The sequence below is a fragment of the Rhodovarius crocodyli genome (genome assembly GCF_004005855.1).
In the GTDB taxonomy this organism is placed as follows: Bacteria; Pseudomonadota; Alphaproteobacteria; order Acetobacterales; family Acetobacteraceae; genus Rhodovarius; species Rhodovarius crocodyli.
The window spans coordinates 1-25950 of the sequence record NZ_SACL01000016.1 but is presented as its reverse complement, the minus strand read 5'-3'; the positions used below and the strand labels follow the sequence as shown (position 1 = coordinate 25950).

The 25950-nt window shown below is 70.3% G+C and carries 21 protein-coding genes; 11 read left to right on the top strand and 10 right to left on the bottom strand.

Annotated elements, in window-relative coordinates:
• Positions 1-99: 99 nt before the first annotated feature.
• The 5 genes from EOD42_RS24560 to ileS form a co-directional block, all read right to left on the bottom strand.
• Positions 100-711, bottom strand: coding sequence for a fasciclin domain-containing protein (locus tag EOD42_RS24560; protein WP_127790249.1), 612 nt, complete (start codon positions 709-711; stop codon positions 100-102).
• Positions 712-780: 69 nt separating this feature from the next.
• Positions 781-2754, bottom strand: coding sequence for a DNA topoisomerase IV subunit B (gene parE, locus EOD42_RS24555; RefSeq protein WP_127790248.1), 1974 nt, complete (start codon positions 2752-2754; stop codon positions 781-783).
• 125 nt (positions 2755-2879) lie between these two features.
• Positions 2880-3440, bottom strand: a complete 561-nt coding sequence (locus EOD42_RS24550) for a DUF3035 domain-containing protein (protein WP_127790247.1) — start codon at positions 3438-3440, stop codon at positions 2880-2882.
• A complete protein-coding gene (lspA, locus tag EOD42_RS24545; protein ID WP_127790246.1) occupies positions 3437-3937 on the bottom strand; it encodes a signal peptidase II in 501 nt (166 codons plus the stop codon). Before lspA ends, EOD42_RS24550 begins: the two co-directional genes overlap by 4 nt.
• Positions 3934-6744, bottom strand: coding sequence for an isoleucine--tRNA ligase (ileS, locus tag EOD42_RS24540; RefSeq protein WP_127790245.1), 2811 nt, complete (start codon positions 6742-6744; stop codon positions 3934-3936). The genes lspA and ileS overlap by 4 nt, the downstream gene beginning before the upstream one ends.
• 235 nt (positions 6745-6979) lie before the next feature.
• Between ileS and EOD42_RS24535 the strand changes: the two genes are divergently transcribed.
• The 5 genes from EOD42_RS24535 (at position 6980) to EOD42_RS24515 (ending at position 12522) form a co-directional block, all read left to right on the top strand.
• Positions 6980-7252, top strand: coding sequence for a FeoA family protein (locus EOD42_RS24535; protein WP_127790244.1), 273 nt, complete (start codon positions 6980-6982; stop codon positions 7250-7252).
• Positions 7245-9152 carry a ferrous iron transport protein B gene (feoB, locus tag EOD42_RS24530; protein ID WP_127790243.1) on the top strand — a complete coding sequence of 636 codons (1908 nt, stop codon included), beginning with the start codon at positions 7245-7247 and terminating at the stop codon, positions 9150-9152. Before EOD42_RS24535 ends, feoB begins: the two co-directional genes overlap by 8 nt.
• A gap of 91 nt (positions 9153-9243) precedes the next feature.
• Positions 9244-10020 carry an IclR family transcriptional regulator gene (locus tag EOD42_RS24525; RefSeq protein ID WP_127790242.1) on the top strand — a complete coding sequence of 259 codons (777 nt, stop codon included), beginning with the start codon at positions 9244-9246 and terminating at the stop codon, positions 10018-10020.
• 10 nt (positions 10021-10030) lie between these two features.
• On the top strand, positions 10031-11683 hold the full coding sequence (locus EOD42_RS24520) for a thiamine pyrophosphate-binding protein (protein ID WP_127790241.1): 1653 nt from the start codon (positions 10031-10033) through the stop codon (positions 11681-11683).
• A gap of 44 nt (positions 11684-11727) precedes the next feature.
• Positions 11728-12522 (top strand): YoaK family protein, encoded by a 795-nt coding sequence (locus EOD42_RS24515; protein ID WP_127790240.1) that lies wholly within the window; start codon positions 11728-11730, stop codon positions 12520-12522.
• A 6-nt stretch (positions 12523-12528) separates the two neighbouring features.
• On the opposite strand, the gene infC is transcribed toward EOD42_RS24515, so the two are convergent.
• Positions 12529-13059 (bottom strand): translation initiation factor IF-3, encoded by a 531-nt coding sequence (gene infC, locus EOD42_RS24510; protein ID WP_127790239.1) that lies wholly within the window; start codon positions 13057-13059, stop codon positions 12529-12531.
• 130 nt (positions 13060-13189) lie between these two features.
• Entirely contained in the window at positions 13190-15124 is a 1935-nt protein-coding gene (thrS, locus tag EOD42_RS24505; RefSeq protein ID WP_127790238.1) for a threonine--tRNA ligase, read from the bottom strand.
• Between the two features lie 95 nt (positions 15125-15219).
• On the opposite strand from thrS, the gene EOD42_RS24500 reads away from it, so the two are divergent.
• A complete protein-coding gene (locus EOD42_RS24500) occupies positions 15220-15813 on the top strand; it encodes an NYN domain-containing protein (protein WP_127790237.1) in 594 nt (197 codons plus the stop codon).
• Between the two features lie 255 nt (positions 15814-16068).
• Here EOD42_RS24500 and ggt read toward each other — a convergent pair whose 3' ends face one another.
• From ggt to tpiA, 3 genes are read right to left on the bottom strand one after another with little or no spacing between them, the layout of a single operon-like run.
• Complete coding sequence (gene ggt, locus EOD42_RS24495; RefSeq protein ID WP_127790236.1) at positions 16069-17775, bottom strand: gamma-glutamyltransferase; 1707 nt, start codon at positions 17773-17775, stop codon at positions 16069-16071.
• Positions 17776-17777: 2 nt separating this feature from the next.
• On the bottom strand, positions 17778-18095 hold the full coding sequence (gene secG, locus EOD42_RS24490; protein ID WP_127790235.1) for a preprotein translocase subunit SecG: 318 nt from the start codon (positions 18093-18095) through the stop codon (positions 17778-17780).
• 9 nt (positions 18096-18104) lie between these two features.
• Positions 18105-18851, bottom strand: coding sequence for a triose-phosphate isomerase (tpiA, locus tag EOD42_RS24485; RefSeq protein ID WP_206020460.1), 747 nt, complete (start codon positions 18849-18851; stop codon positions 18105-18107).
• A gap of 132 nt (positions 18852-18983) precedes the next feature.
• Here tpiA and EOD42_RS24480 point away from each other — a divergent pair, with 132 nt between their 5' ends.
• The 5 genes from EOD42_RS24480 to EOD42_RS24460 all read left to right on the top strand — a co-directional run bounded on the left by EOD42_RS24480 (position 18984) and on the right by EOD42_RS24460 (position 25722).
• A complete protein-coding gene (locus tag EOD42_RS24480; RefSeq protein WP_164868114.1) occupies positions 18984-20900 on the top strand; it encodes a peptidylprolyl isomerase in 1917 nt (638 codons plus the stop codon).
• A gap of 10 nt (positions 20901-20910) precedes the next feature.
• Positions 20911-22392: an anthranilate synthase component I gene (gene trpE, locus EOD42_RS24475; RefSeq protein WP_127790232.1), complete on the top strand. Its 1482-nt coding sequence runs from the start codon at positions 20911-20913 to the stop codon at positions 22390-22392.
• A gap of 130 nt (positions 22393-22522) precedes the next feature.
• Entirely contained in the window at positions 22523-23413 is an 891-nt protein-coding gene (locus EOD42_RS24470; RefSeq protein WP_127790231.1) for a DUF4189 domain-containing protein, read from the top strand.
• A 13-nt stretch (positions 23414-23426) separates the two neighbouring features.
• Positions 23427-24476, top strand: coding sequence for a transporter substrate-binding domain-containing protein (locus EOD42_RS24465; RefSeq protein ID WP_164868113.1), 1050 nt, complete (start codon positions 23427-23429; stop codon positions 24474-24476).
• Positions 24477-24783: 307 nt separating this feature from the next.
• Positions 24784-25722 (top strand): tripartite tricarboxylate transporter substrate-binding protein, encoded by a 939-nt coding sequence (locus EOD42_RS24460; RefSeq protein WP_240655283.1) that lies wholly within the window; start codon positions 24784-24786, stop codon positions 25720-25722.
• Positions 25723-25950 lie beyond the last annotated feature (228 nt).

Below are 25950 nucleotides of genomic sequence, written 5' to 3'. Positions count from 1 at the left end.
GGTGGCCCACACCGTATCATTAAACTCTGTGTAATGCATGCAACCCGGCCCGGCGAAGGCCGGACCGGGTAACTTGATACCGCAGGGGCGGCAGGCTGATCAAACCAGCATGGCGTTGTCGATGGGAAACACCATCCCATTGGCCGCCTGGATGATCGGCAGAAGGATGTTGGCGTTGCGGCTGGCGTTCAGGCCGCCGGCGCTGAAGCCCGGGCCATCCTGCGCCGTCAGCACCAGCGTGGACTGCGGGGTGGGCTGCACCAGCAGGTTGGCGCCGTTGCGGCTGCGCATCAGCGTTTCCTTGCCGGCGAGGCCGGGCAGCGTCTCCAGCCCATCCACGATGTGCAGATTGACGAAGGCGGGCAGGCGGACGACGTCGCGCTGCATGCCGGGCGTGCCCAGCAGCTGGTCGCGCAGGCTGGCGGGCAGGCGTTCCATCGCGATGTCGGTCGGCGCGAAGACGGTCACCACATTGGCGGCCCGCAGCTGCTCCACCGCGCCGGACTGGCGGGCGAACTCGATGAAGCGGGTGAAGCGGCCATCGGCGGCCATCGCGTCGATCACGGAGGTGTTGGTGACGACGGGCGGCTGCATCGGCGTGCCGGCGGGCGGGATGATGGTGGCCTGGGCCATGGCGGCCATGGGCATCATGGCAGGGACCATCGCCGCGCCGGCGGCAGCAAGGCCCAGAAACTTACGGCGGTTGTTCATGACGGCAGTCTCCGTTGAGGATGTTCTGCCGGAATGAACGCGACCGGGACGCTCGGGTTTCAGGAGCTTTCAGGCATCCAACGCCTCGACGTCCAGTGTCGCCGCATTGTCCTGGATGAAGCGGAAGCGCAGCTCGGGCTTGCGGCCCATCAGCGCCTCGATCAGGTCCGCGGTCCTGGCGCGTTCCTCGGTGGGCAGAACCACGCGCAGCAGGTTGCGCCGCTTCGGGTCCATCGTGGTCTCCTTCAGCAGCGCGGGCGGCATTTCGCCCAGCCCCTTGAAGCGGCTGACCTCGACCTTCTGGCTCGGCTTGAACTCGCGCTTCATCAGGCGGTCCTTGTCGGCATCGTCCATGGCGTAGATGGATTTGCCGTTGGCCTGCAGCCGGTACAGCGGCGGCTGGGCGAGGTGCACCCGCCCGTCGCGCACCAGCTGCGGCAGTTCCTTGTAGAAGAAGGTCATCAGCAGGGCCGCGATATGCGCGCCGTCCACATCGGCGTCCGTCATGATCACGACGCGGCCATAGCGCAGGCGGTTCGCGTCGAAGCGGTCGCCCACGCCGCAGCCCAGCGCCTCGATCAGGTCCTTCAGCTCCTGGTTCGCGCGCAGCTTGTCGGCCGAAGCGGAAGCGACGTTCAGGATCTTGCCGCGCAGCGGCAGCACGGCCTGGGTCTCACGGTTGCGGGCCTGCTTGGCGGAGCCGCCGGCGCTGTCGCCCTCGACCAGGAACAGCTCGGTGCCTTCCACGCCTTCCTTCGCGCAATCCGCCAGCTTGCCGGGCAGGCGCAGCTTGCGGGTGGCGGATTTGCGCGGGGTTTCCTTCTGCTCGCGCCGGCGCAGGCGTTCCTCCGCGCGCTCGATGCAGAAGGCCAGCAGGTTGTCGGCCATGCCCGGATCGCCGGCCAGCCAGTGATCCAGCTGGTTGCGCATGGCGTTCTCGACCAGGCGCTGCGCCTCCGGGCTCGTCAGCTTGTCCTTGGTCTGGCCCTGGAACTGCGGCTCGCGGATGAAGACCGACAGCATGCCGGCCATGCCGGCCAGCACGTCCTCGGCCGTGATCTTCTCGGCGCGCTTTTCCTTCTTCAGCTCACCAAAGGCGCGCAGCCCCTTCACCAGCGCGTTGCGCAGCCCCGCCTCATGCGTGCCGCCGAGCGGGGTGGGGATGGTGTTGGCGTAGGTCGAGAGGAAGCCGTCCCCGTCCTCCAGCCAAGTGACGGCCCATTCGAGCCGCCCGGCCTCCTCGGGGAAATTGGCCTCGCCCGCCCAGGGGGCCGGGATGACCTGGGATTTCTTCTCGATCGCGGTGGCCAGGAAGTCCCCCAGCCCGCCCGGGAAATGCAGCACCGTCTGGGCCGGGGTCTCGGCGCCTTCGCGGATCAGCGACGGGTCGCAGGACCAGCGGATCTCGACGCCGCGGTACAGATAGGCCTTGGAGCGGCAGAAGCGGAACAGGCGCTCGGGCTTGAACTCCAGCTTGCCGAAGATCTCGGGGTCGGGGCGGAAGCGGATCTGGGTGCCGCGGCGGTTCTGCACCGCCCCCGCATTCACCAGCTTGGTGACCGGCTTGCCCTGCTCATAGGCCTGGGTGAACAGCTGGCGGTCGCGCGCGACCTCCACCTCCATCCGCGCGGCCAGGGCGTTCACCACGGAACTGCCCACGCCGTGCAAACCGCCCGAGGTGGCGTAGGCCTTGCCCGAGAACTTGCCGCCCGAATGCAGGGTGGTGAAGATCACCTCCAGCGCGGACTGCTTCGGGAATTTCGGGTGCGGGTCCACCGGAATGCCGCGGCCGTTGTCGCGCACGGCCAGCCAGTTGCCGGGCTCCAGCCACACCTCGATACGGTCGGCATGGCCGGCCACGGCCTCGTCCATCGCGTTGTCGATGATCTCGGCGGCGAGGTGGTGCAGCGCGTTCTCGTCCGTGCCGCCGATATACATGCCGGGGCGCTTGCGGACGGGCTCCAGCCCTTCCAGCACCTCGATGTCGGCGGCGGAGTAGGAGGCGCCGGGCTTGGGGGCCTGACCGCCGAAGAGATCGCTCATCTGGTGTTCACGCTGCGTTCCGGTTGCGGGCACACCTTATAGGCGCGTGCGATTCCCGCGCAACCTTCGCAGCGCGCCGATTGCCGCGCTGCGGTATGGCGGGGAGGTGGGCCCCCCGCCGGATGTCAGAACAGGCGCAGGCCGCCCAGGAAGGTGCCGCTGCGCGGGCGCTGGATGATCGGCGTCTCGCCATCGGTGGTGGGACGGCCGAGCGCCGCGTTCTCACGCAGGCGCTGCTGTTCGCGGGTGGTGTCCACGGCGGTGCCGGAGGTGTCCGGGTCGCGCCAGAACATCAGGCGCTCCGTCAGGGTGCGGTCCTCGGAGTTCAGGCGCAGGGATTCGCTGTCGACCTGGCTGCGGATATCGGCGGGGGCCGGGGCGCCGCCGGCGGCGGAGAGCAGGGCGCTCTCACCACGGGAGGCCTGTGCCGAGCCTTCACGGCCGAGAGCAGCGCCGGGGGCCAGAACGGCCTCGGCCTGGGCGCGCGGGGAGATTTCCTGCGGGCGGGCGGCGCCGGGCGCCGGGCGCGGCAGGTTGCCCAGCGATGGCGGCATGGAGAGCGGCGCGCGCGTCGTCACCTGGAACTCATCTGGCGCATCGCGCGTGAAGCCGAGGGTGCGCGCGGTGTCTCCGCCGCAGGCGGAGAGCAGGAGGAGGGCCGGGACAGCGAGGAAGCGGATGCTCATGCCGACTGCCTAGCCCCGCCTTGCGGCCGAAACAAGGCGTCTAAGACGAGGACGAGCACGCCGCAGACGATTCCCGCATCCGCGACGTTGAAGACGTACCAGTGCCATCCCCAGGCGTGGGTATCGATGAAGTCCACCACGGCGCCGAAACGAAGCCGGTCGATGACATTTCCGATCGCGCCGCCGATGATGGAGCCCAGCGCGAGGGTCACGGGCGTGGTCTCGGCCTTCCACAGCCAGCGCAGCAGCACCACGGCGATCACGGCCGAGACGCCGGCCAGCGCCAGGTGGTTCCAGGACCCTTCGCCCGAGAACATCCCGAAGGTGACGCCCCGGTTCCAGACCATGGTGAGGTCAAGCCCGAAGGGGCCGACCAGCAGCACCGGCACCGTCCGCAGCTCAGGCAGGTTCAGCCCGAACAGGATCCAGTGCTTGCTGATCTGGTCCGCCACCAGCAGCACGGCGGCGAACAGCAATCCGGGCAGGAGGCGCTTCATGCGGTCTTTTCCCCATTGGCCACGACCGTTTCGCAGCGCAGGCAGAGGGTGGGGTGGGCGTGGCTGGCGCCGACCTCGGTCAGCACGCGCCAGCAACGGTCGCACTTCTCGCCCGGGGCCTTGGCGAATTCGACCGCCATGGCATCGCCGGTCTTCACCGTCAGCTCCGACGTGATGGCCAGTTCGGCCCAGGCCGCGGCCGGCAGCAGGCCGGCCTGGGCTTCGGGGAGGGTCAGAACCGGGGCGGCCGCCAGGGAGGAGCCGATCTCGCCGCTCGCGCGGGCCTGCTCCAGCACGCCGGTGATGGCGCGGCGAATCGAACGGATCTCATCCCACTTCGCCGCCAGCGCCGGGTCGTTCCATTCCGCCGGAATGGTCGGCCACAGCTGCAGATGCACCGAGCTGTCCTCACCCGGGAAGCGCGCCAGCCAGGCTTCCTCGGCCGTGAAGCACAGCACCGGGGCCAGCCAGGTGGTCAGGCAGCGGTGCAGGTGGTCCAGCACGGTGCGGGCCGCGCGGCGGCGCGCGGCGGAGGGCGCGTCGCAGTACAGCGCGTCCTTGCGGATGTCGAAGTAGAAGGCCGACAGCTCCGAATTGCAGAAGCCGTGCAGGTCCGGCACCACGCCGGCCCAGTCATGGGTCTTCTGGGCGGCGCGCATGCGGGCGTCCAGCTCCGACAGGCGGTGCAGGATCCAGCGCTCCAGCTCCGGCAGTTCCGCGTAGGGAACGGTCTCGGCCTCGGAGTAGCCGTCCAGCGCGCCCAACACCCAGCGCAGCGTGTTGCGGATGCGGCGATAGATGTCGGCCTGCTGGGCCAGGATGTTCTTGCCGATGCGCAGGTCGGCCGTGGTGTCCGAATTCATGACCCACAGGCGCAGGATGTCGGCGCCGAAATCGCGGGTGACTTCCTGCGGCGCGGTCACGTTGCCCTTGGACTTGGACATCTTCTCGCCCTTCTCATCCAGGACGAAGCCGTGGGTGAGGATGGACTTGAAGGGGGCCACCCCGCGCGTGCCGATGGATTCGAGCAGCGAGGAATGGAACCAGCCGCGATGCTGGTCGCTGCCTTCGAGATAGAGGTCGGCCGGGAAGGGCAGGCCGCGCGGCCCGAGGACGAAGGCGTGGGTCGAGCCGCTCTCGAACCACACATCCACGATGTCCATCACCTGCTCGTAATCGGCCGGGTTGCGGTCATTGCCCAGGAAGCGGGCGGCGGCGCCGGGCTTGTACCAGGCATCGGCCCCTTCCTCGGTGAAGGCCGCGCAGATGCGGTCCATCACGGACTGGTCGCGCAGCACCTCGCCCGACTTCTTCTCGACGAAGACGGCGATGGGCACGCCCCAGGCGCGCTGGCGGCTGATGCACCAGTCCGGCCGGGCGGCGACCATGCCGCCGATGCGGTTGCGGCCGATGTCGGGCACGAAATGGGTGGCGGCGATCGCGTCCAGCGCCTTCTGGCGGATCTGGTTGGCGTCATCCATCGCGATGAACCACTGCGGCGTCGCGCGGTAGATCACGGGCTTCTTGGAGCGCCAGCTGTGCGGGTAGCTGTGGGTGATGAAGCCCTTGCCCGCCAGCGTGCCGAGCGCGGTCAGCGCGGCCCACACCGCCTCATGCGCCTTGAAGACATGGATGCCCTCGAAGCCCGGCGCCTGGATGGTGTAGGTGCCGTCATCGGCCACGCATTCCGGCACGGCGATGCCGTGGGCGCGGGCAAGGTGGAAGTCCTCCTCGCCATGGGCGGGGGCGATGTGGACGATGCCGGTGCCGGCGTCGTCGGTCACATAGTCGCCGTCCAGCAGCGGGGCCTCATACATGTACTGGCCGGCATGGCCGCGCAGCGGAGAGGCGCAGACGGCCTCGGCCAGCTCGGTGCCGGGGAACACCCGGATCACGCTGTGCGCGCCGAGGTTGCAGGCCTTCACCACGTCGGGCAGCAGCTTCAGGGCCACGATGATCTTCTGGCCCGGCGCCATCAGCGCGTCTTCCTCGACCTCCGCGACATGCACCAGCGCGTATTCGATGTCGCCCTTGTAGGCGAGCGCGCGGTTGGCCGGGATGGTCCAGGGGGTCGTCGTCCAGATCACGACATTCGCGCCCACCAGATCCGGGGCGGCCGGGGCCTTCAGCACCGGGAACAGCGCGTACAGGATGGCGGACTTATGGTCGTGGTATTCGACCTCGGCCTCGGCCAGCGCGGTCTTCTCGACCGGGCTCCACATCACCGGGCGCAGGCCGCGATACAGGCTGCCGTTCATCAGGAACTTGCCGATCTCGCCGGCGATCATCGCCTCGGAGGGCAGGTCCATGGTGGCGTAGCGGCCTTCCCAGTCGCCCTCGACGCCCAGGCGCTTGAATTCCTCGCGCTGGAAATCCAGCCATTTGGCGGCATAGGCCCGGCATTCGGCGCGGAACTCCAGCACCGGCACCTGGTCCTTGTCCTGCTTGCGGGCGCGGTATTCTTCCTCGACCTTCCACTCGATCGGCAGGCCGTGGCAGTCCCAGCCGGGAATATAGCCGGCGTCGAAGCCCGCCATCTGCGCCGCGCGGTTGATCACGTCCTTCAGGATCTTGTTCAGCGCGTGGCCGATGTGCAGCGGGCCGTTCGCATAGGGCGGGCCGTCATGCAGGACGAACTTCTCGCGCCCCGCGGCATCGGCGCGCAGGCGCTCATACATGCCCATCTTCTGCCAGCGCTCGAGCATCGCGGGCTCGCGCTTCGGCAGGTCGCCGCGCATGGGAAAGGGCGTGGCGGGCAGGAAGACCGTGCTGCGATAGTCACGGGCGGGCGTGGTGGTGTCGGTCATGTGGGAACCTGTGGCCCTGTGTCAGGGCAAAATGGATGGCGCGCGAGGATCGGTCCCGGCCCTCAGATGAGGACCGGGCGAAGAATTCGCATCGGACGGCGGCGCGCGGGCATGGGGGGGATATGCGGAGTCGGAAGGCCAGAGGTCAAGAGATGGCGGGAAATCCCGTCCGGTGCGGGTTTGCAATTGCAAGCCACTCGCACTTAATATCGGGGGCACCAGACTAGAGTCTCCGATGAGCAAATCCTCTCCCGACACATTGGGTTCAGCCGCGCGCGGCTTCCGCGGCCGTATCCGGGGCCTGCGCCCGTTCTCCATCGGCGGCTTCCCCGCCGAGGAACTGGAGCGCCGCCTGCTGGAGCTGGGCTTCATCGAGGGTGCGCCGGTGGAAATCGTCCATCAGGGCCTGTTCGGCCGCGACCCCATCGCGGTCAGGGTGCAGACCGCCACCATCGCGCTGCGCCGGCGCGAGGCCGACGCGATCCTGGTCGACGCCATCCATGCCTGATACCGCGCTGGAGGGGGCGGTCGCGCAGCGTTCGCTGCGCGTGGCGCTGCTCGGCAATCCGAATTGCGGCAAGACCGCGCTGTTCAACGCGCTTACCGGCAGCCGGCAGCGCGCGGCCAACTATCCGGGTGTCACGGTGGAGCGCAAGGAAGGCGCCTTCACCACCCCCGACGGCCGCGCCGCCCGCGTGCTGGACCTGCCGGGCACCTATTCCCTGCGCGCCCGCAGCCCCGATGAGGTGATCACGCGCGACGTGGTGCTGGGGCGGCTGAACGGGGTGCAGGCGCCCGACCTGTTGGTCTGCGTGGCCGACGCCACCAACCTGCGCATCGCCATGCGCCTGGTGCTGGAGGCCAAGCAGGTCGGCCGGCCGCTGCTGCTGGTGCTGAACATGATGGACCTGGCGCGGCATCGCGGCATTTCCATCGATATCGACGCGCTCTCGGCCGAACTGGGCGTGCCGGTGGTGATGAGTGCCGCCGTGCGCCGCGGCGGCACCGCGGAGCTGCTGGCCGCCATCGACCGCATGGCCCCCACCCTGGCCCCGGCAGGCGAGCAGGCATGGGCCGCGCCCGACGCCGCGGCCCTGCGCGCCGCCCAGCGGGAGGCGGACCGTATCGTGGCCGCCACCGTTGTGGTGCCCGACCGGCGCGACCCGCTGACCCGGCGCCTGGATTCGGTGCTGCTGCACCCGGTGGCCGGGCTGCTTATCCTGCTGGTGCTGCTGTTCCTGATGTTCCAGGCCGTGTTCGCCTGGGCCGCGCCGGTGATGGACCTGATCGACGGGGGCTTCACCGCCCTGGGCGCGCTGGTGGGCGATGCCATCCCGGATGAGGGGGCGCTCGGCCTGCTGCGCAGCTTCCTGCAGGACGGCGTGATCGCGGGTGTGGGCAGCGTGCTGGTCTTCCTGCCGCAGATCGCGATCCTGTTCCTGTTCATCCTGCTGCTGGAGGATCTGGGCTACATGGCCCGGGCCGCCTTCCTGATGGACCGCATCATGGGCGGCGCAGGCCTGCATGGGCGCGCCTTCATCCCGCTGCTGTCCAGCTTCGCCTGCGCCATCCCCGGCATCATGGCCACCCGCGTGATCGACAGCAGGCGGGACCGGCTGGCCACCATCCTGGTGGCGCCGCTGATGACCTGCTCGGCCCGCATCCCGGTCTACACGCTGATCATCGGCGCCTTCATCCCCGATCGCCCGGTCTGGGGCTGGATCGGGCTGCAGGGGCTGGTGATGTTCGGCCTCTATGCGGCGGGTATCGTCAGCGCGCTGCTGATGTCCTTCGTGTTCAAGCGGCTGATCTGGCGCGGGTCCCCCAACGAGCCCTTCATGCTGGAACTGCCCGACTACAAGCTGCCGCGCCTGCGTGACGTCGGCATCGCGCTGTGGCTGCGGGTGAAGGCCTTCCTGCGCCGCGCCGGCACCGTCATCTTCGCGATGATGGTGGTGATCTGGTTCCTGTCCTCCGTGCCGCGCCCGCCCGAGGGCGCGACCGAGCCTGCCATCGAGTACAGCCTGGCCTATGGCATCGGAAACGCCGTGGAACCCGTGCTGCGCCCGATCGGCTTCAACTGGCAGATCGGCGTCGCGCTGATCCCGGGCATGGCGGCGCGGGAGGTGGCGGTGGCCTCCCTCGGCACCGTCTATGCCATCGAGAACGCGGATGAGGACGCGACGCAGCTGGGCCAGGCGCTGGCCGGGAAATGGTCGCTGGCGACGGCGCTGGCCTTCCTGGCCTGGTACATCTTCGCGCCCCAATGCGCGGCGACCCTGGCCGTGATCCGGCGCGAGACCGGCAGCCGGAAATGGGCCTTCTTCACCTTCGGCTACATGCTGGCGCTGGCCTATCTGGCGGCCTTCGCCACTTTCCAGATCGCGAGCGCGCTGGGGGCAGGGTAGGGGGCTCCGGCCCCCCCCAGCCCTGCTGATTGCCGGGCCCGTCTCCTGCTCCTATAATGAACGTCAAGTTCATAAATGAACAGGAAAAGCCATGAGCGAGGCGGAGGACCCCTATCTCTCCCCCCCGGTGCAGCGGGCCGCGCGGCTGCTGCGCCACATCGCGGGCGGCGATGCCGTGACCAACATGGCCGCCACCGCGCGCGCGCTGGACATCAACCGCACCACCCTGCTGCGCCTGCTGCACACGCTGCAGGCCGAGGGCTTCATCGAGCCGCGCGGCGGCGGCAAGCCCGGCTGGCGGGTGGGGCTGGCCCTGTTCGGCCTGGTGGCGCGCGCCTTCGCCTCCGAGGATCTGGCCGAGATCGCGACGCCCCGCCTGGATGCGATGGCGCATGAGCTCGGCTTCTCCACCCATCTGGGCGTGCTGGACGGGCGGGAGGTGGTCTATCTGATCCGACGCACGCCCGATCATTCCTTCGTCTCCAACATCCGCGTCGGGTCGCGCCTGCCGGCGCATGCGGCCAATATGGGCCGCGCCATCCTGGCCCATTGGCCGCCGGAGCAGGTGCGCCAGCTGTTCGCGGATGCACCCATGCAGGCCGTGACGGCCCAGACCCCCACCAGCCTGCCCGCTCTGATGGCACAGCTGGCCGCCGACCGCGCCGAGGGCCTGGCCTGGAGCGAGGGTTTCTACGAGGCCGGCATCGCCTCCGTCGCGGCGGCGGTGTTCGACGCCACGGGGCGGCCGGTGGCGGCCATCAACCTCTCGGGCGGGGCAGCGGAGTTCGCCGCCGCCCGCCCGCGCATCGACCAGGCCATGCGCCGCGCGGCGGAGGACATCTCCCGCCGCCTGGGCTGGACCGGCTGAAGGAAACATCATGGACAGCACCGAGACCGTCGGCGAGGCCATCGCCCGTACCCTGGCCGAGATCGGCGTGACGCATGCCTTCGGCGTCATCTCCATCCACAACATGCCCATCCTGGACGCGATCGCGCGGCAGGGGCGCATCCGCTTCATCCCCGCGCGCGGCGAGGCGGGGGCCATGAACATGGCCGACGCCCATGCGCGGGTGACGCGCTCGCTCGGCGTGTGCATCACCTCCACCGGCACGGCGGCTGGCAATGCGGCGGGGTCGCAGGTGGAGGCGCTGACGGCGGGTTCCCCCGTGCTGCACATCACCACCCAGGTGGACCGGCCCTTCATGGACCGCGACCGCGCGGCCATCCATGACGTGCCGCGCCAGCCGGACATGCTGCGCGCCATCTCCAAGCAGTATCTGCGCGCCTGGGAGGCGGCGAACGCCACCGACACGCTGCTGGCCGCCGCCCGCGCCGCGCTGGCCGCCCCTTCCGGGCCCGTGACCTATGAGATCCCGGTGGATGTGCAGCGCGCGCAGGTGCCGCTGCGGGCGGTGGCGGGGCGGCCCGGGCATCGCGGGGCGGGGCCTGACGACGCGGCGCTGGATGCGCTGGCCGCCATGATCCTGCGCGCCCGCCGGCCCATGCTGTGGCTGGGCGGTGGCGCGCGCGGCGCGTCGGCCGCGGCCACGGCGCTGCTGGAACGCGGCTTCGCCGCCGTCACCTCCACCAACGGCCGCGCCGTGGTGCCGGAGGCGCACCCCCGCAGCCTGGGCGCCTTCAACATGACGCCGGAGGCCCAGGCGCTGTATGCCCAGGCCGACCTGATGCTGGTCGTGGGTTCCCGCCTGCGCGGGAACGAGACGCGCAACAACGCCATGACGCTGCCCCCTCTGGCGCAGATCGACGCCGAGGGCAGCCAGGCCGGCCGCAACTATCCGGTGGGGCTGTTCGTCGAGGGCGATGCGCGCCTGGCGCTGGAGGGGCTGCTGGCCCGCCTGCCCGCGGCGCTCGACACCGACCCTGCCTTCCTGGCCGCCATCGCCCCGGCCCGCGCCGCCGCCGAGGCCGCGCTGCGCCGCGCGCTCGGCCCCTATGCCGCGGTGGCCGATGCGCTGGATGCCCGGGTGCTGGCCGGGGCGCTGCCCTGGGTGCGGGACGTGACCATCAGCAACAGCACCTTCGGCAACCGCTATGTGAAGATCGCGGCCCCGCATCTGGGCGTGCATGCGCTGGGCGGCGGCATCGGGCAGGGCATCGCCATGGGGATCGGCGCCGGGCTGGCGGGCATGGGCAAGGCCGTGACGCTGCTGGGCGACGGCGGCGCGCAGCTGATGCTGGGCGAGCTGGCCACCGCCGTGGACGCCGCCGCCGAGACCGTGTTCGTGCTGATGAACGACCGCGGCTATGGCGTCATCCGCAACATCCAGGATGCGCAATATGGCGGCCGCCATGTCTACGCGGACATCCTCACGCCGGATTTCGCGCTGGTCTGCGCCTCGATCGGCCTGCCGCATGCGCGGGTGGAGGCGGTGGCGGACTTTCCGGCCGTGCTGGACCGTGCCCTGACGGCCCCCGGCCCCGCCATGATCGAGATCGACATGACCGCGATCGGCCCCTTCGCCGAGAGCTTCGCGGGCCCGCCCGCCGGTGCGGCCGGCAGCGTGCGCTAAGGGCTGGCGCACGCCCGCATGGCGGCGCCTATAATGGCCCCGTCATGCGCCTCCTCCTCCGCCCCCTCCGCAAGCTCGTCGCCGTCGAGCGGACGGAAAGGCGCGACCATCGCCTGGCGCTGATGCTGACCTTCGTGGCGGGGGCGGCCAATGCCGGCGGGCTGGTCGCGGTGGGGCAATATACCTCGCATATGTCGGGCATCATCTCCGCCATGGCGGACCAGCTGGCGCTGGGCGCCTGGCTGCTGGTGGGGGGCGGGCTGGTGGCGCTGGCCTCCTTCATGGCGGGGGCCGGGGTTTCGGCCGTGCTGATCAACTGGGCACGCCGCAACCGGGTGCGGGCGCAGTATTCCCTGCCCGTGCTGCTGGAGGCGGCGCTGCTGGCCTCCTTCGGCACGCTGGGCATGCTGCTGGCCGGCACGGCGGGTTTCTATGCCATGGCCGTGCCGCTGCTCTGCTTCATCATGGGGCTGCAGAACGCGACCATCACCAAGGTCTCGGGCGCGCGCATCCGCACCACGCACATGACCGGCATCGTGACCGATATCGGCATCGAGCTGGGCAAACTGTTCTACTGGAACCACCGCCCCGGCACGCAAGTGCGCGCGGACCGCACCAAGCTGAAACTGCTGGGCGGGCTGCTGGGCTGCTTCTTCGGGGGTGGGCTGTTCGGCGCCTGGGGCTTCGCCCTACTGGGCTTCGCGGCCGCGCTGCCGATGGCGCTTGTTCTGGCCAGCGTCGGCATGGCGCCGGTGCTGGAGGCCTGGCTGATCAGGACACGCCGGGTGGCCGGGCGCGGCACCCCAGGGCGAGAAACCTTAGGGGCGCCGCGTCCTTGAGCCCGGTTACTTCGGTGCGAGCACCATGATCATCTGGCGGTTTTCCAGACGGGGCATGGATTCCACCTTCACGACCTCGACCAGCTCCGTGCGGATGCGCTCCAGCACCTTGGCGCCGAGTTCCTGGTGGGCCATCTCACGGCCGCGGAAGCGCAGCGTCACCTTGACCTTGTCGCCGTCCTCGATGAAGCCCTTCATCTGCTTCATCTTGGTCTCGTAGTCATGGTCGTCGATGTTGGGACGGACCTTGATCTCCTTGATCTCGACCGTCTTCTGCTTCTTGCGGGCCTCGTTGGCCTTCTTGGCGGCCTCGTACTTGTACTTGCCGTAATCCGTGATCTTGCACACGGGCGGCACGGCGTTCGGGCTGATTTCCAGCAGGTCGAGGCCGACGGAATAGGCGCGCTGCATGGCATCGCGCGTGGACATCACGCCGATCATCTCGCCATCCTGGTCGATCAGGCGAACCTGAGGCACGCGGATGTCTTCGTTGACGCGGGGGCCTTCGCGGCTCGGGGGCTGCTGGCCGGAAGGCAGTGGGCTACGGGGTATGGCCGGGACTCCTAGGGTGTTACGGGCGATTGTATGGCGATTCGCCGCGCGACCTGCAACGGGTTGTAACGCGGATCACCCTTGAAACCGTTGCGGCACTGCGGAAAACCTGCCTTCACCGCGCCAGGTCCGGGGGTGTGGCCTCCGCCGCCAGGCGCGCGATCGCCTCCTCCAGCGGCAGGGTTTCCTGCTCGCGGCCAGGCAGGCGGCGCAGCACGATGGTGCGCTCCTCCGCCTCACGCCGGCCGGCCACCGCCAGGATGGGGATGCGCGCGTCGATGTGATCCACCACCTTGCGGTTGATCTTCTCGTTGCGCGTGTCGGCCTCGGCACGCAGCCCGTGCTTGCGCATCAGCTCCGCCACCTCGGCCGCATAGGGGGAGGCATCGTCCACGATGCTGGCCACCGCGACCTGGCGCGGGGCCAGCCACAGCGGGAAGCGGCCGGCATACTGCTCGATCAGGATGCCGATGAAGCGTTCGAAGGAACCGAGGATGGCACGGTGCAGCATCACCGGGCGGCGGCGGGCGCCGTCCTCGGCGGTGTATTCGGCGTCCAGCCGCTGCGGCAGCACGAAATCCACCTGCAGCGTGCCGCACTGCCAGTCACGGCCGATGGCGTCGCGCAGCACGAATTCCAGCTTCGGGCCATAGAAGGCGCCTTCGCCCGGGTTCAGCTCGAACTCCACGCCCGCCTCGGCGCAGGCGTCCTTCAGCGCGCCCTCGGCACGGTCCCAGGTCTCGTCGTCGCCGGCGCGGGTCTCGGGGCGGTCGCTGAACTTCACCCGGAACTCGGGGAAGCCCAGATCCTGGTAGATGCTGCTCAGCAGGGCCACGAACTTCACCGTCTCGGCGGCGATCTGGTCTTCCTCACAGAAGATATGCGCGTCGTCCTGGGTGAAGGCGCGCACGCGCATGATGCCGTGCAGCGCGCCCGAGGGCTCATAACGGTGGCAGGCGCCGAATTCGGCCATGCGCAGCGGCAGCTCGCGATAGGAGCGGATGCCCTGGTTGAAGATCTGCACATGGCAGGGGCAGTTCATCGGCTTCAGCGCGCTGACGCGCCCGGCCTCCTCCTTATCCTCGACGGAGGCGATGAACATGTTCTGCCGGAACTTCTCCCAGTGGCCCGAGGCCTCCCACAGGCGGCGGTCCACCAGCTGCGGGGTCTTCACCTCCTGGTAGCCCGAGGCATCCAGGCGCCGGCGCATGTAGTCTTCCAGCACGCGGTACAGCTTCCAGCCTGAAGGGTGCCAGAAGACGTTGCCGACCGCCTCTTCCTGCATGTGGAACAGGTGCATCTCGCGGCCGATCTTGCGATGGTCGCGCTTCTCCGCTTCCTCCAGCTGCAGCAGATAGGCGTCCAGCTCCTTCTGGTCGCGCCACGCCGTGCCGTAGATGCGGCTGAGCATGGGGTTGCGGTGATCGCCGCGCCAATAGGCCCCGGCCACCTTCATCAGCTTGAAGGCGCTGCCGATATTGCCGGTGCCGGGCATGTGCGGGCCGCGGCACAGGTCGGTCCATTCGCCCTGCGAATACAGGGAGATTTCCTGGTCTTCCGGCAGGTCGCGGATAAGCTCGACCTTGAAGCGCTCGCCCTTCGCCTCGAACAGGGCGATGGCGTCCTCGCGGCTGACGACCTGGCGCTTGAACGGGGCATTGCGCGCGATGATCTCGCGCATCTTGGCCTCGATCGCGGGGAAGTCCTCCGGCTTGAAGGGCTCATTGCGGGCGAAGTCGTAGTAGAAGCCGTTCTCGATCGACGGGCCGATCGTGACCTGGGTGCCGGGGAACAGCTCCTGCACGGCCTCGGCCAGCACATGGGCGGTGTCGTGGCGGATGAAGTCCAGCGCCTCCGGGTCCTTGCGCGTGATGAAGCGCAGGGCGGCGTCGGCCGCGATCTCCTCCGACAGGTCCTTCTGCTTGCCGTCCACCACCATCGCCAGCGCGGCCTTGGCCAGGCCCGGGCCGATGGAGGCCGCCACGGTAGTGCCCGTCACCGGCGCATCGAAGTGGCGCACGGAACCGTCGGGCAGGGTGATGGCGGGCATCAGGGTCCTCACAGCAGATCAAAAGGTGTCAAAACGGCCCGGACCATGCTTGCCGGGGCTTGAAGGGTCAAGGGTAAGGGCGCAATTGCCTGCGCATGCCAGCCACCCAGACCCGCGAGGAGCCGCTGCGGGCGGCCCTCTTTCTCGATTTCGACAATGTGGTCTCGGGCCTCGTGCAAGGTGCGGGTGCCGAAACCGCGCTGCGCTTCGCCAGCGACCCGGATGCCTGGATGCCCTGGCTGGCGGGCGACCAGCCGCGCCGATGGCTGGTCCGCCGCTGCTACATGAACCCGGCCGGCTATATCGAGGACGCGAACGGCTACAAGCATTACTACAGCCGCTTCCGCCCGCGCCTGATGGGCGCCGGATTCGAGGTGCAGGACTGCCCGCGCCTGACCCGCTTCAAGAACGCGGCCGACCTGCGCATCGTGATCGACGCGATGGACCTGCTGTCCAGCCCCGTCTTCTACGAGGAATTCACCCTCATCTCCTCCGACTCCGACTTCGTGCCGCTGCTGCTGCGCCTGCGCGCGGCCGACCGCCGCACCCGCCTGCTGGCCCACCCGGCCGTGGGCCGCGCCGTGCGGGGCGCCACCGACTCCGTGCTCGGCCTCGACGAACTGGCACAGACGCTGGGCTGGCTGGAACGCGACGGGTTCGGGGCAGGAGAGGATGACGCCGAGGGGTGAGAGGCGGGGGCCTTGCCCCCGGACCCCCGCGCAGGGGCTCTGCCCCTGCACCCCGCCAAAGGCCGAAAGGCCTTTGGAAACCGGGAGCTGAAAGTGCGGGGAAGGGGCACCGAGCGCGCTCTGACCCCGCGTTCGTTTTCAGCCCCTTCCCCAAACTTTCAGAAGACTCAAGTGGGTCCAGGGGCCACAGGCTCCTGGCGGGGGTGCCGGGGGCAGCGCCCCTGGCTGGGGGACCGGGGGCGACGCCCCCGCCCCTCACTCCACCAGCGCCACGCCTTCCCGCCTCGGATCCGCCCCGCCCAGCACGCGCACGGTCTCGCCGTCGCGGCGCACGCGCAGCAGGTTGAGGCCGGAGGGCATGCCGGTCACCCGCACGGGCAGGCCGCGCGCGGTCAGGGTGGGCGCTAGCCCCGCGATGGCGCTGCCCTGTTCCAGCTCGACCTGGGTGGTGGCCGGCCCAACATGGGGCAGGGAGGCCGCGACGGCGGGGTCCAGGTTCCAGTCCAGCATCGCGACCAGTGCCTGCGCGACATAGCCGATGATGCGCGAACCGCCGGGGGAGCCCGCGACGGCCACCAGCCTTCCCTCGGCGTCGAACACCAGCGTGGGCGACATGGAGGAGCGCGGCCGCTTGCCGCCGGCGACCCGGTTGGCCACGGGCAGGTTGTCGATCTCGGGCCGGAAGGAGAAATCCGTCAGCTCGTTGTTCAGCACGAAGCCGCCGACGGAGATATGCGCGCCGAAGGGGCCTTCCACCGTGGTGGTCATCGACACGGCATTGCCCTCGCCGTCGATGATGGACAGGTGGGCGGTGCCGGCCTCTGGCTGTGGCGGCTGCGGGGCGGCGGGCACGCCGAAGCGCGGGTTGCCGTGGCGCGGGTGGGCGATGGCCCGCAGCGGGTCCAGCGCCTGGGCGCGCGCGGTGATGTAGGCGGGCTCCAGCAGGCCCTGCGCCGGCACGGGCAGGTCGGCGGGGTCGGCCAGCCAGCGGTTGCGGTCGGCGAAGGCCAGCCGCCCGGCGTCGGCCAGCAGCATGGTGGCCTCGGCACCCGTGGGCGAGAGCTGGTCGAGCGGCGTGTGTTCCAGCAGCGCCAGGATCTGCAGCACCACCAGCCCGCCCGAGGGCGGCGGCGGCACGCAGACGCGGTATTCGCGATAGGGCCGGCACAGCGCCTCTGCCCGGCGCGGTGCGTAGCCGGCCAGGTCGTCGCCATTCATCATGCCGGGATTGGCATGGCCGCGCACCACGCGGGCGATCTCGGCGGCGATGGGGCCGCGATGCAGGGCGTCGGCGCCCTGTTCGGCCACCGCCCGCAGCGTGGCGGCCAGGGCGGGGTTCTTCAGCACGGCGCCCTCCGCCAGGGGCGTGCGGTCGCGGTTGAACAGCAGGCCGGCCAGGCCGGGGTCCTGCCGCAGGGCGTCGGCTTCCTCGGCGATGGCCTGGGACAGGCGGGCGGAGACGGGGAAGCCTTCCTCGGCCCGCTGGATGGCGGGGGCGAACAGCTGTGCCCAGGGCAGGCGGCCGCCGGCGCGGTGCGCAGCCTCCAGCATGCGCATCACGCCGGGCACGCCCACGCTGCGGCCGCCGATCACGGCCTGGCGGAAGGGCATGGGCTCGCCATTCACCAGGAACAGGTCGCCGCGCGCGGCGGCGGGCGCCGTCTCACGCCCGTCCCAGGCGGTGGTGGCGCGGGTGGCGGCGTTGAAATGCAGCAGGAAGGCGCCGCCGCCGATGCCGGAGGATTGCGGCTCCACCAGTGTCAGCATGGCCTGGACGGCGACCGCCGCGTCGATGGCGTTGCCGCCGGCGCGCAGGATGGCCATGCCGGCCTCGGCCGCCAGCGGGTGCGGGGCCGCGATCGCGCGCGGTGTGTCCTGCGCCGCGGCCGGCAGGCTGAACAGAAAACCCAGCACCACCACAGCGCGCCGGAGAGGGAACCGGCGCGGGTGGGGCAGGGGCATGCTCAGTTGGTCGCGGGGGCCGGGACGGCGGGCGCCGCCGGGGCGGCCGGTGCCGCGGGGGCCGGGGTGTCGAGGATGGAGGTGCCACGGCCCGTGCCGCGGTCCAGCACGGCCAGCGCCAGGGCCAGCACGAAGAACAGCGTGCCCAGGATCGCGGTCGCGCGCGTCAGCAGGTTGGCCGTGCCGCGCCCGCCCATGAAGGCGCCCATCCCCTGGGAGGAGCCGATGCCGAGGCCGCCACCCTCACTGCGCTGGATCAGCACGAGGCCGATGAGCGCAATGGTGACGAAGATGTGCAGAACGAGCAGAACGGTGGACATGGCCCGCCTTTACTCTTGCGGGACGGCGCGGGCAATGGCCAGGAAATCGGCCGCGACCAGAGAAGCGCCGCCGACCAGCGCGCCATCCACATTCGACAGCGCCAGGATGGCCGTCGCATTGGAGGGCTTGACCGACCCGCCATACAGCAACCGGGTGACGGATGCGGTGGGGCCCCAGCTGTTCACCAGCTCACGCCGCATGAAGTCATGCATGGCCGCGATGTCGTCCTCGGTGGGGGTGCGGCCGGTGCCGATCGCCCACACCGGCTCATAGGCGACGATGCCGCCCGAGGTGATGAAACCCAGCGGGATGCTTTGTTCGAGCTGGGCGCCGACGACGGCCTCATGCTCGCCGGCCACGCGCTGGGCCTCGGTCTCACCCACGCAGATCACGGGCGTGAGGCCGGCGGCCAGCGCCGCCTCGGCCTTCTCCATCACCTGGGCGCTGGTTTCGCCATGGTCGGCCCGGCGCTCGGAATGGCCCAGGATGACATGGGTGGCGCCGGCATCGCGCAGCATGGGGGCGGAGATGTCGCCGGTATGCGCGCCGGAGACCTTGGCGTGGCAATCCTGCCCGCCCACCGCGACGGAGGTGCCGAGCAGCGCGCTCGCGACCAGGCTCACATGCAGGAAGGGCGGGCACACCAGCAGCGAGGCATCGAGGCTGGGGCCGGCGGCGCGCAGGGCCTCCGCCAGCTCATGCGCGCTGCGCGCGTTGCCGTTCATCTTCCAGTTGCCCGCGATCAGCGGCCGGATGCCTGGCGTCATCTCTATCCCTCCTGGCGCCCGTCGGGCGCGTGGCCTTCACTACTCACCACCCCTGCGCTGCTATTCGGGCCAGATGCCCGGTTTGGCAAGCGGCTTCAGCCGGGCTATGCGGTGCGGATCATGCTGACCGCTCTCCGGGCCTTCGCCGGCACCTGGTTCGCCAAGGTGCTCTTCATCCTCCTCATCGCGTCCTTCGGCGCCTGGGGTATCGCCGACATGCTGCGCAGCATGGGCACCGATACCGCCGTGGCGCGCGTGGACGGCCAGACGGTGGAGTTCACCGAGGCGCAGGATGCCGCGCGGCGAGAGCTGCAGCGCCTGGTGCGCATCACCGAGGGCCGGCTGCAGCCCGATGCCCGGGTGCGCACCGCCGTCGCCCAGCAGGCCGTCGAGTCCCTGGTCAACGACCGGGTGCTGTCGCGTGAGATCGGACGCATGCATGTGGCCGTTCCCGATGCCGCCGCGCGCGAATACGTGTTCGGCATCCCGGCCTTCCAGGGCACGGATGGCCGCTTTTCCCGCATCCAGTTCGACAGCTTCCTGTCCGGCAACGGCCTGACCGAAGGCCAGTTCCTGGAACTGCTGCGCCGCGACCTGGCCCGCCAGCAGATCGTGAACGCGGTGCGCGCGGGCGCCGCCGCGCCGTCCTTCCTGGCGGAGCGCCTGCTGGCCTGGCAGCGTGAGCAGCGCAGCGTGCGGCTGGTGGAGCTGCGCGTGGCCGATGCGCCCGAGCCCGAGGCGCCGACCGACGCCCAGCTGGAGCGCTTCCACGAGAACAACGCCGACCGTTTCAGCGCCCCGGAATACCGCCAGGTGGCGCTCGGCCTGCTGAACGCCGCCATCCTGACCCCGCAGATGCAGGTGACCGACGCCGAGCTGGAGGAGGCCTATGCCGCCCACCGCGCGCGGTTCGAGACGCCGGAGAAGCGCGAGATCCAGCAGGCCCTGTTCCAGGATGAGGCCGCGGCCCGTGCCTTCGCCGCCACCTGGCGCGCCAATAATGAGGGTGCCGCCGCCGCCGCGGAGGCCGCCCACGGCATCTTCAGCGACCTGGGCGAGGTGGAGCGCAGCGGCCTGCCGGTGCCGGAACTGGCGACCACCGCCTTCTCCCTGGCCGACAACGCGGTGTCCGACCCGGTGCAGACGCCCTTCGGCTGGCATGTGCTGCGCGCCCACATCACCCAGGCGGCCGAAACCCGCAGCCTGGACCAGGTGCGCGACGAGCTGCGCACCGAGGTCGCCTCCGAGAAGGCGGCCGACGAGGCGCTGCGCCGCACGAATGCCGTGCAGGACGGGCTGGCCGGCGGCGAGAGCGTGGAGGAGACCTCCCGCGCGCATAATCTCCAGTATGTCGCCGTGGAGCTGGACGCCCAGGGCAAGGGCCGCGACGGCCGCGATGTGGCGCTGCCCATCCCCTCCACCGCCCGCGCCGCGCTGCTGCGCGAGATCTTCGGCACCGAGCGCGGCGCCGCCCCGCATCTGGCCGAGGGCGACTATGGCTTCGCCGCGATCGAGGTGAAGGAAGTGACCCCCGCCGCCCTGCGCCCGCTGGCCGAGGTGCGCGATGCCGTGCTGCGCGCCTATGTGCAGGACGCCCGCCGCCGCCATCAGGAAGGCCGTGCCGCGGCCCTGATCGCCGCCACCCGTGCCGGCAAGTCGCTGGAGGAAGCGGCCCGCGAGGCCGATATCCCGGTGGAGGAGCAGGGGCCCTTCCCGCGTGAGGCGGGGGCGACCAACCCCATCCCGCGCGAATACCTGGGCCCGATCTTCGAGCTTCGCATGAACGAGGTGACGATGATCCCGAGCCCGGTGGCCTTCGCCGTGGTGCAGCTGACGGGCGTGACCCACCCGGCCGTGCAGCCCCCGGCGGCCCCGGCTGAGGGCGAGGAAGCCCCGGCCGATCCGCTCGCCACCATCAAGCGCGAGACCGATACCGCCATCGCCGAGGATATCGAGGCGCAGTTCATGGCCGCCATCCGCGCCCGCGCGGATGTGCGGATCAACCAGCGGCTGCTGAACCAGCTGGCCGCCGAGTAAAGCAAAGGACATGACCGTGACCCAGACCGCCACCCTGCCGCCCGCCACCCGCGCCGCCGCGCGGGTGCTGTGGCGTGAGAGGGTGAGCGATCTCGAAACCCCGGTCGGTGCCTTCCTCAAGCTCGCCGAGGGCAAGCCCAACTCCTTCCTGCTGGAAAGCGTCGAGGGCGGGGCCGCGCGCGGCCGGTTCTCGGCCATCGGCATGGCGCCCGACCTTATCTGGCGCTGCCGGGAAGGCCGGGCCGAGGTGAACCGCCACGCCCTGTCGGCCCCGCACGCCTTCGTGGCGGATGAACGCTCGCCGCTCGACAGCCTGGACGCGCTGATCCAGGAAGGCCGGATGGAGGTGCCAGCCGGGCTGCCCGCCATCTGCGCCGGGCTGTTCGGCTATCTGGGCTACGACATGGTGCGCCAGATGGAGCGCCTGCCGGCCAAGAACCCCGACGTGCTGGGCATTCCGGAGGCGGTGATGATCCGCCCCACGCTGATGGCCGTGTTCGACCATGTGCGGGATGTGCTGATCCTGGCCACCATCTGCTGGCCGCATGAGAGCGAGGCCGATGCCGAGGCCCGGCTGGACGCGGCCGAGGAGGCGCTCGACCGCCCGCTGCCCCGCCCGGCGCCCGCCGCGAAGCTGCCCGCCCCGGGCGAGCCCAGCAGCAACTTCACCAAGGAAGGCTTCATCGCCGCGGTGGAGCGCGCGAAGGAATACATCCGCGCCGGCGACGTGTTCCAGGTGGTGCCCAGCCAGCGATTCTCGGTGCCCTTCGCCCTGCCGCCCTTCGCGCTGTACCGCGCGCTGCGGCGGATCAACCCGGCGCCCTACTTGTTCCACTTCGATTTCGGCGGCTTCGCGGCCGTGGGCGCCAGCCCCGAGATCCTGGTGCAGCTGAAGGACGGCGACGTGACCATCCGCCCCCTGGCCGGCACACGCCGCCGGGGTGCGACGCCCGAGGAGGACCAGGCGCTGGAGGTCGAGCTGCTGGCCGACCCGAAGGAGCGCGCGGAGCACCTCATGCTGCTGGACCTCGGCCGCAACGATGTGGGGCGCGTGGCTGCCCCGCGCAGCGTCAAGGTTACGGCGCAGTTCCGAATCGAGCGCTACAGCCAGGTCATGCACATCGCCTCCGAGGTGCAGGGCCGCATCGCCGAGGGCAAGTCTGCGCTGGACGCGCTGGCGGCGGGCTTCCCCGCCGGCACGCTGACCGGCGCGCCCAAGGTGCGCGCGATGGAGATCATCGAGGAGCTGGAGCCTTCCCGGCGCGGCATCTACGCCGGCGGCTTCGGATATTTCGGGGCGGACGGGAACATGGATACCTGCATCGGCCTGCGCACGGCGCTGGTGAAGGATGGCGTGCTCTATGCCCAGGCCGGCGCCGGCGTGGTGGCCGACAGCGACCCGGTGGCGGAATATGAGGAAACCCGCGCCAAGGCCCGCGCCCTGTTCCGCGCTGCCGAGGAAGCGGTGCGCTTCGCGGCGGGCCGCCGCTGAGGCCGATTGCACAAGGATAAGGCGGGGGTTCCCCGCCTTATCCCCATGAACGTTTTGTTGACCAACTAAGTTCTGTTGCGCAACTTAAGCGCGTGTTGATACTCCTGATCACGTATTCGGGAGACATAAGGTGCGCATCAGGATCGGCCTGCTCGTGCTGATTTCCGCCCTGTTCATGGCGGCGCCAGGCCAGGCGCAAACCGGCAACCCCCTTCACGACGCATTGTCCGCCAGCCCGCCGGCCCAGCAGCGCAGCCAGCTGCTGCGCCTGGTGCAGGCCGATGGCCAGCTGCGCTGCAGCGACGTGATCAGTGATTTTTCCGCGGGCCTCGACCAGCACCGCACCGCCTATTGGGATCTGCGTTGCCGCGAGGGCACGATGATCCGCGTGGCGCTGCCTTCCGTGCGCTGGGCGCGGCCCAGCATGCTGCTGTGCGGGGCCCAGGCCGAGCCGCCGGCGGGCGGGCCCTGCTTCCGCCCGGTCGCGAGCGCCATGGCGCAGAGCGCGCCCCCGGCGCCCGATGCCGCGGTGCGCCAGCAGTGCCAGGCCACCTGCACGGCTTCCCAGCCGGGCGCGCTGGTGCAGGCCTGCACCCAGCGCTGCATCGTGGGCGGCGGCGTGGAGGTCGGGCCCCAGGTCGCGGCCACGCTGCCCGCTAATTCGCGCTTCGGCGTGGTGTATTCCACCGATGCGCCGCTGGCGGCGCTCGGCTTCGGCAATGGCAACATCGACCGCCTGGCGGTGAACCTGGCCGCCGCCCGCGCCTGCCAGGGCCAGGCCGGCCGCACGCCCTGCAAGTTCCGCGCTGAGCTGGTGAACGCCTGCGGCGCGGTGGCCATGGCCATCAGCCGCCATCCGAGCGCGATGGTGATGACCAGTGATCTGACCACCCAGGTTCTGAACCGGCTGGAAGTCGGCACCGGCGCCACCCGCGCCGCCGCCGAGGAGGCCGCCATGGCCGCCTGCCGTGTCGCTGAACAGCCTGGCGTGCAATGCCGTATCGCGGCCTCGGGCTGCTGAGGGAATGACTCCGATGATGAAGAACCTGATCCAGACCCTGGGTGCGGCGGCGATCGCGCTGCTGCCGGCCGCCACGATGGCCCAGACGGCAGCCCAGGGGGCTGATACGCTGGCTGCCGTGCGCGGCCGCGGCCATCTGCTGTGCGGCGTGGCGGGCGACCTGCCCGGCTTCTCCGCCGCAGGCCCCGACCAGTCCATGCGCGGCCTGGATGCCGACTACTGCCGCGCCGTGGCGGCGGCCGTCTTCGGCAATGCCCAGGCGGTGCGCTTCGTGCCGCAGTCGAGCGTGGAGACGGGCATCGCGGCCCTGGGCTCCGGCGCCGTGGACATCCTGGCCCGCAACGCCACCGCGACCTTCGGGCGCGACACGGCCGGCAATGTCCAGCCCGTGGGCGTCCTCTACTATGACGGCCAGGGGCTGCTCGCGCGCGGGAATGCCGGGGTGAACTCCCTGACGGACCTGGCGGGCAAGAAGATCTGCGTCGGCACCGGTGGCGGCCTGCAGGCCCCGGCGATCCTGGAGCGCCTGGCGCGCGAGCGGAACATCACCTTCACCCAGGTGCCCGCTGCCAGCTCCGCCGCTGCCTTCGATGCCTTCCTGGCCGGCCAGTGCGATGTCGTGACGGGTGACCGCAGCGCGCTCGCCGCACGCCGGGCGGTGTCGCTGCCCGCGCCGGATGCGGCCGTGCTGCTGCCCGAGACGATCAGCCGTGAGCCGCTGTCGCCCATGGTGCGTGAGGGCGACGCCCGCTGGCGCCAGATCGCCGACTGGGTGCTGCAGGCGCTGCTGGTGGCCGAGGAGCTGGGCGTGAACAGCACGAACCTGGCCCAGTCGGTCCAGGTCGATGACCCGGAGATCCGCCTGCTGCTGGGCGTGGACAGCGCGACCGCCGCGCAGCTGGGCCTGCCGGCCGAGTGGGCGGTGCATGCGCTGAGCGCGGTCGGCAACTACGGCGAGATGTTCGAGCGTAACCTCGGCACCGCTTCCGGCATCGGTCTGGATCGTGGCCTGAACGACCTGTGGCGTCGGGGCGGGCTGCATTTCCCGCTGCCGCTGCGCTGATACTGGGGACGGGGGCCCAGGCCCCCGTCATCCGACCGGCCGATGGCCGGTCCATGGGCGAATCCGACGCGCCCCGGCGGGAAATCCCGCCTGCATTGCCTTCGGCGGCCGCTGTGCGGGCCCTGCCGCTTCGAATTTCCCCCGACCATGAGAGCAAGCGCAGCATAGGCTGCGTGGAATGCCATTTCTGATCTTGCGCGTGGCCCTGGGGGCGGGCCAGATGCTGTCACGAAAAGAAATGGAGGACTGCGTCATGGCGATGAGCCTGCCGGGGCGGCGCGCCCTGATTCTGGGAAGTGGTGGACTGATGATGCCGGCCCTGCTGGGGCTGCGGCCGACATTCGGGCAGGGTTTTCCTGATCGGCCCATCCGGCTGATCGTGCCCTGGCCGCCGGGTGGTTCCACCGACACCGTCGCGCGCATCTTCGCGCCCAAGCTGTCGGAAGTGCTGGGCCGTGCGGTCGTGATCGAGAACAGGGGAGGGGCCTCAGGCGCCACCGGCGCGATCGAGGCATCGCGCGCGGCACCCGACGGCAGCACCTGGATGCTGGTCTATGACACGCAGGCGACCAACGAGACGGTGATGCGCCTGCCGTTCCGCACGCTGGAGGCATTCGTGCCCGTGACGCTGGTCGCCAAGGGGCCGCTGGCCATGGTGGCGCACCAGAGCACCCCGTATCGCAGCTTCGAGGATGTCGTGGCCGCGGCCAAGGCGGCGCCGGATACGCTCAACTACGCGACCTCGGGCGTGGGCGGGCTCGCGCATGTGTCCACGACGCTGCTGCAGCAGCAGCGGGACTTCAAGATCGTCCATGTCCCGTATCGCGGCGGCGGTCCGGCCGTGCAGGACGCGGTGGCGGGGCACGTGCCGCTCTTCATGAGCAACGTCGTCATCATCAGCCAGCATATCCGCGCCGGCGTGCTGCGCCCGCTGGGCGTGACCACGGCGGGCGAGACGCGCCATGTGCCGGGTGTGCGCAGCTTTGCCCAGCAGGGCTTCGCGAACTTCGAGGCACCGACTTGGTGGGCGCTGCTTGGCCGCCACGGGGTGGCGCCGACGCTGGTCGAGCAGATGCACGGCGCGATGCGCCAGGTGCTGCGGGATCCGGCCGTGAAGGGGCGCATCGAGGAGCAGGGGGCGGATATCGAGGCCGCCGGCCCTGAACAATGCGGTGCCTTCCTGAGCTCTGAGATCGAGAAGTGGGGGCGGGTCATCCGCGAGAACGACATCCGCGCGGATAGCTGACATCTAAGTATCTGTTTTTTCATGTTGTTGGCGCGGCGGGGCGAGAATCTTCGCCCGCCGTGCAGTTTTTTCGGGGGAAGCGTTTGACAGTTCCCGGCGTCCCCCGTAAAAGCCCGTTCACCGCAGCGAGGGCAGCTGAGGTGGTTGACACGGGGCGCTGAGTTCTGTATCTTCCACGGCCTGCCTGAGGGGCGGAAAATCCTGGAACTCCGGAAGGGGTGCTCGGGT

What these genes read in the sequence shown, in the direction of transcription:
- EOD42_RS24460 (WP_240655283.1), top strand. Translation starts at nt 24,784, where the DNA reads ATGATGCCGGCCCTGCTGGGGCTGCGGCCGACATTCGGGCAGGGTTTT.
- parE (WP_127790248.1), bottom strand. Translation starts at nt 2,754, where the DNA reads ATGAGCGATCTCTTCGGCGGTCAGGCCCCCAAGCCCGGCGCCTCCTAC.
- thrS (WP_127790238.1), bottom strand. Translation starts at nt 15,124, where the DNA reads ATGCCCGCCATCACCCTGCCCGACGGTTCCGTGCGCCACTTCGATGCG.
- secG (WP_127790235.1), bottom strand. Translation starts at nt 18,095, where the DNA reads ATGTCCACCGTTCTGCTCGTTCTGCACATCTTCGTCACCATTGCGCTC.
- EOD42_RS24465 (WP_164868113.1), top strand. Translation starts at nt 23,427, where the DNA reads ATGATGAAGAACCTGATCCAGACCCTGGGTGCGGCGGCGATCGCGCTG.
- EOD42_RS24525 (WP_127790242.1), top strand. Translation starts at nt 9,244, where the DNA reads ATGAGCGAGGCGGAGGACCCCTATCTCTCCCCCCCGGTGCAGCGGGCC.
- ggt (WP_127790236.1), bottom strand. Translation starts at nt 17,775, where the DNA reads ATGCCCCTGCCCCACCCGCGCCGGTTCCCTCTCCGGCGCGCTGTGGTG.
- lspA (WP_127790246.1), bottom strand. Translation starts at nt 3,937, where the DNA reads ATGAAGCGCCTCCTGCCCGGATTGCTGTTCGCCGCCGTGCTGCTGGTG.
- EOD42_RS24560 (WP_127790249.1), bottom strand. Translation starts at nt 711, where the DNA reads ATGAACAACCGCCGTAAGTTTCTGGGCCTTGCTGCCGCCGGCGCGGCG.
- trpE (WP_127790232.1), top strand. Translation starts at nt 20,911, where the DNA reads ATGACCGTGACCCAGACCGCCACCCTGCCGCCCGCCACCCGCGCCGCC.
- feoB (WP_127790243.1), top strand. Translation starts at nt 7,245, where the DNA reads ATGCCTGATACCGCGCTGGAGGGGGCGGTCGCGCAGCGTTCGCTGCGC.
- EOD42_RS24550 (WP_127790247.1), bottom strand. Translation starts at nt 3,440, where the DNA reads ATGAGCATCCGCTTCCTCGCTGTCCCGGCCCTCCTCCTGCTCTCCGCC.
- ileS (WP_127790245.1), bottom strand. Translation starts at nt 6,744, where the DNA reads ATGACCGACACCACCACGCCCGCCCGTGACTATCGCAGCACGGTCTTC.
- EOD42_RS24500 (WP_127790237.1), top strand. Translation starts at nt 15,220, where the DNA reads ATGCCAGCCACCCAGACCCGCGAGGAGCCGCTGCGGGCGGCCCTCTTT.
- EOD42_RS24535 (WP_127790244.1), top strand. Translation starts at nt 6,980, where the DNA reads ATGAGCAAATCCTCTCCCGACACATTGGGTTCAGCCGCGCGCGGCTTC.
- EOD42_RS24480 (WP_164868114.1), top strand. Translation starts at nt 18,984, where the DNA reads ATGCTGACCGCTCTCCGGGCCTTCGCCGGCACCTGGTTCGCCAAGGTG.
- EOD42_RS24520 (WP_127790241.1), top strand. Translation starts at nt 10,031, where the DNA reads ATGGACAGCACCGAGACCGTCGGCGAGGCCATCGCCCGTACCCTGGCC.
- EOD42_RS24515 (WP_127790240.1), top strand. Translation starts at nt 11,728, where the DNA reads ATGCGCCTCCTCCTCCGCCCCCTCCGCAAGCTCGTCGCCGTCGAGCGG.